Genomic DNA, 3818 nt, shown 5'->3' on the forward strand with positions numbered 1-3818 from the left:
CCCTTCGGCCGGCTTCCGCTACGCCGGCCCCGCCGCCGAACCGACGCTCCCCGCCCAGAAGCCGGTGACGGACACGGAGATCGGCGGGATGATCGCCGGCAACACGCTGGTCGCCACGAACCGGCGCGGCGCCGGCCTGGCCATCCACACCAAGCCGGGCGGGCTTTTCTCCTCCTACGTCTTCCCCGCCAACCCTCCGCCGGCGGGGCAGCAGTGGTCCTTCGCCCGAGGGACCTGGCGCTCCGAGGCGGGGAGGCTCTGCCTCCGCTACGAGGGCGAGCGTCAGGAGATGTGCTACCGGGTCGTCGCCGAGGCGGATCGGGTGCATGCCTACGACGAGAAGGAACGCTCCTGGCGGTTCAGCGCCAACGTGAAGCGCGGCAACCCCTTCGACCTGTGACGCCGGGCCCGTCCGGCCGCGCGCCGCGGGCACGCCCTACATGAGAGCCGGCCGCAGGCACAGCGAGCGTGCCGCCGCCTCGGCCGCCTCCAGGGTGATGCTGTCCATCAGGCCGTCCTCTCCCGCCTTCCAGCGGGCGAACAGCGCGGCGCGCGGCTCGGCGCCGACCACCGTGCGCGCCGCCGGTCCCCAGGGCCCGTAGGTCTCCGGAAACCCCGGGCCGAACAGGCCGAGCGTCGGCGTGCCGACGGCGGCGGCGATGTGCATCAGCCCGGAATCGTTCCCGACATAGAGCGCGGCCCGCCGCAGGCAGGCGGCGGCAACCAGCGGGTCGGTGCGGCCGACGAGGTCGATGGCGGCGCTCCCGAGCGCGGCCAGGACCGGGCGCGCCCGCTCCGCCTCCGACCCGGCGGCGAGCACGGCGACCCGCATGCCCGCCAGCGGGCCGGTGGGCCCGGTGAGGCGCTGCGCCAGCGCGGCGAAGCGGTCGGCCGGCCATTCCTTGCCGGGCCAGTTGGCGGTGGGGCCGATGGCGAGGAAGGGGGCGTGGGGGGGAAGCAGCCGGTCGGCCTCGGCCGCCGCCCCGGCATCGATCCAGAGCCGCGGCGCCGGCGGCGGGCTGAGGCCGAGCACGGCGGCGATCTCCTCCACCTTGTGGGCGCCGGGCCGGCGCTGGTGGACGGCGAACCGGCGGCTCGCCAGCAACCGTCCGACCACCGAGTTGCGCAGGTCCACCACCAGGTCCCAGCGGGTGCCGACGCAGGCCAGCCACAGCGCCAGCCAATGCCGCCCGAACGGCCGCTTGGCCATCGGGATCAGGCGGTCGAGGCGCGGCACGGCGCGCAGCAGCGGGGCGGCGACCGGCCCGCAGGCGATGGTGAAGCGGGCGTCCGGGTGCGTGTCCACCAGATGCCCGAGCAAGCCGGTGGACAGGACCACGTCGCCGATCCGGCTGGAGGTGATGAAGAGGATGCGCACGGCCGCTGCCCCCTCAGCCGGCGGTCGGCGCCGGCCGCGCGCCGCGCCGCCGCTGCTGGCCCCGCGCCAGCACCCAGGAGGTCGGGACCAGGACCAGAAGCGGCAGCCCGTACATCAGCGGGATGAACGCGGCCATGCGGGTCGACAGGCTGGTCAGGCCCAGCGACGCCGCCTGCAGCACCACCACGACAAGAACCGCCAGGGTTATGCGCCACGTCTGGCCGCGCCGGTTGTATTCGCTGGGCAGCAGGGTGGCGAGCGCGACCAGGGTGAAGGCCAGCGAGAACAGCGGCGAGGACAGCCGGTGGTGCAGCTCGGCCCGCATCTGCCGCGTCACGCGGTCGTACTGGGTGAGCTCCGGCGGCGGGTCGAGGAGTTCCGCGGTGGAACGCTCGCGCGCGTCCGGCCAGCGCTCGCCGCGCGGGCCGGACTGCGCCTTGATCTCCACCGCATAGCGCTCGAAGAACAGTTCGGACAGGCGCTGCTTCGCCTGGTCCATCTCCTGCCGGTTGCCGTTGAAGATGACGAAGTGCGCGCCCGCCTTCTCCGCGATCATGACGGCGCGCTCGCCCATGATGGTCACCGGCTTGCCGGGGACGCGGGCGTCATGCACCAGCACGCCGAGCATGTTCCCGTCGCGGTCGCGGTTGCGCATGTAGACGCTGAGCCGCTCGCCGATCTCGTTGAAGACGCCTTCGCGCAGGAAGAGCTGCGAGTAGTCGTTCTTGACGGCGTATTCCAGGCGCACCAGTTCGCGGTGCGCCATGGGCGTCAGCCAGACGTTCAGGGCGAAGACGATGCTCATCACCCCGGCGGCGAGCACCAGCGCCGGCCGCGCCAGCCGCCCCAGCCCGACGCCGGCGGCCTGCATGACCACCAGCTCGCTGTCCATGTTCAGCCGGTTGTAGGTGAACAGGACGGCGCCGACCAGCGCGATCGGCAGCACGAAGCCGAAGAAGGTCGGCATCGTCAGCATCAGCAGCCACAGGAAGAAGCGCAGCGGCGCCCCCGCCTCGACGACGATCTCGATCAGCCGCAGCGACTGCGTCAGCCAGATGGTTATGGTCAGGCCGGCGGTCGAATAGAGGGTCGCCACGAGGAGGTTGCGGAACAGGTACCGCTCCAGTCGCGTCATCATCACGGCAAGACCCGCAGGTGGCGCCACGCTACACCCGGCCGCGTCATCCGTTCCCCATCCGTGCGAGGGCTTCGGCGGCGGCTTTCGCCTCCGGGGCGGTGGCCGGAATGGCCTTCAGCTCCCGGCGCGCCTCGGCGGTGCGGCCGGCGCCGTGCAGGATCTCGGCCAGGGGCAGGCGGGGGGGATGGTAATCCGGGTTGGCGGCGAGCGCCTGGCGGTAATGCGCCACCGCCTCATCCAGGTCGCCGGTCTGCCGCAGGAGGTTGGCGACGTTGTGATGGCAGGCGGGGGACTGCGGGTTGAGGCGCAGCGCCTCGCGGTAGGCGGCCAGGGCCTCGGTCTGCCGCCCGACCGCCCGGCAGGCCACCCCCAGGTTGCTGTGGTAGGTCCACAGGTCCGGGGCGCCGGCGACGGCGCGCTGCAGCAGCGGCACCGCCAGCTCCGGGCGGCCGGAGCGCAGCGCGATCACCCCAAGCTCGTGCAGGGCCTCCGGATGCTCCGGGTGGCCGGACAGGATCAGGCGCAGCACGGCTTCCGCCTTGCGTGCCTCCTGGCGCCCGCTATACTCCCGCGCCACGCTCAAGGCGCGGGCAACGTCCTGGTTGTCCGTGGCCTGCCGCTCCAAGGCTCCGACGTCCATGCCTGATCTCCGGTCACCATTCCAGGGGAACGCCAGCGTGACCCCGCTCCCCGCATCTTTGCTCCGGTGTGGTACCCCACCAGCGGCTTTTGCGGAAGCGATCTTGCGCGGACGGCGTCCGGCGTCCGCCGCGGGCGGGCGTTCATGACGCGGCGCGTCCTGCTCTGGCATTGGGGGCGCCGGGGCGGCGGCCCGCGCTACACGCTGGAACTGGCCCGTGCCATGGCGGCGCGCGGCGATCTGGAGGTGCACCTGTCCTACTCCCGGGACGCGGAGATCCGGGCGGAGTACGAGGCGCTGGGGCTGCCGGGCCTTCCCGTGGACACCTACCGCGGCGCGCTGCACGCCGCGGTGTCCAGCCTGCGGCTGCCATTGATCCGGCGGCGGTTCGGACGCTACATCCGGGACCACGGGATCGACACGGTCATCGGCACGATGAACCACGTGTGGGACGTGGCCGTCGCCCCGGTCATCCGGCCGGCGGGGGCCCGTTTCCTGTTCGTCCTGCACGACGGCCTGTTCCACCCGGGCGAGGAGAACGCCTTCCGCGACTGGTCGATCGCCCGGCAGATCCGGCTGTCCGACGCCATGGTGACCCTGTCCGGGCATGTGCGCACCCAGCTGACCGACCTGCACGGCTACCCGCCGGAGCGCAGCCGGGT

The 3818-nt window shown here is 72.9% G+C and carries 5 protein-coding genes; 2 read left to right on the forward strand and 3 right to left on the reverse strand.

Annotated elements, in window-relative coordinates; translation table 11 throughout:
- Positions 1 to 400: hypothetical protein (locus VED21_RS13615; protein WP_324882911.1), on the forward strand; the 400-nt coding region annotated here is incomplete at its 5' end.
- A 36-nt stretch (positions 401 to 436) separates the two neighbouring features.
- Here the strand turns inward: VED21_RS13615 and VED21_RS13620 are convergent.
- Genes VED21_RS13620 through VED21_RS13630 form a run of 3 tightly spaced genes read right to left on the reverse strand, consistent with a single transcriptional unit; the run spans position 437 to position 3156 of the window.
- Positions 437 to 1378 (reverse strand): glycosyltransferase family 9 protein, encoded by a 942-nt coding sequence (locus VED21_RS13620; RefSeq protein WP_324882912.1) that lies wholly within the window; start codon positions 1376 to 1378, stop codon positions 437 to 439.
- Positions 1379 to 1391: 13 nt separating this feature from the next.
- Positions 1392 to 2516: an LPS export ABC transporter permease LptF gene (lptF, locus tag VED21_RS13625; protein ID WP_324882913.1), complete on the reverse strand. Its 1125-nt coding sequence runs from the start codon at positions 2514 to 2516 to the stop codon at positions 1392 to 1394.
- A gap of 43 nt (positions 2517 to 2559) precedes the next feature.
- On the reverse strand, positions 2560 to 3156 hold the full coding sequence (locus VED21_RS13630; RefSeq protein ID WP_324882914.1) for a tetratricopeptide repeat protein: 597 nt from the start codon (positions 3154 to 3156) through the stop codon (positions 2560 to 2562).
- A gap of 144 nt (positions 3157 to 3300) precedes the next feature.
- Here VED21_RS13630 and VED21_RS13635 point away from each other — a divergent pair.
- Positions 3301 to 3818, forward strand: a 518-nt coding sequence (locus tag VED21_RS13635) for a glycosyltransferase family 4 protein (protein ID WP_324882915.1), incomplete at its 3' end; no start/stop codon positions are given.

The sequence above is a fragment of the Azospirillum sp. genome (genome assembly GCF_035627195.1).
Lineage (GTDB): Bacteria > Pseudomonadota > Alphaproteobacteria > Azospirillales > Azospirillaceae > Azospirillum.

Excerpts from the sequence above, each read along its gene's own strand:
- lptF (WP_324882913.1), bottom strand. The coding sequence starts at position 2,516 with ATGATGACGCGACTGGAGCGGTACCTGTTCCGCAACCTCCTCGTGGCG.
- VED21_RS13630 (WP_324882914.1), bottom strand. The coding sequence starts at position 3,156 with ATGGACGTCGGAGCCTTGGAGCGGCAGGCCACGGACAACCAGGACGTT.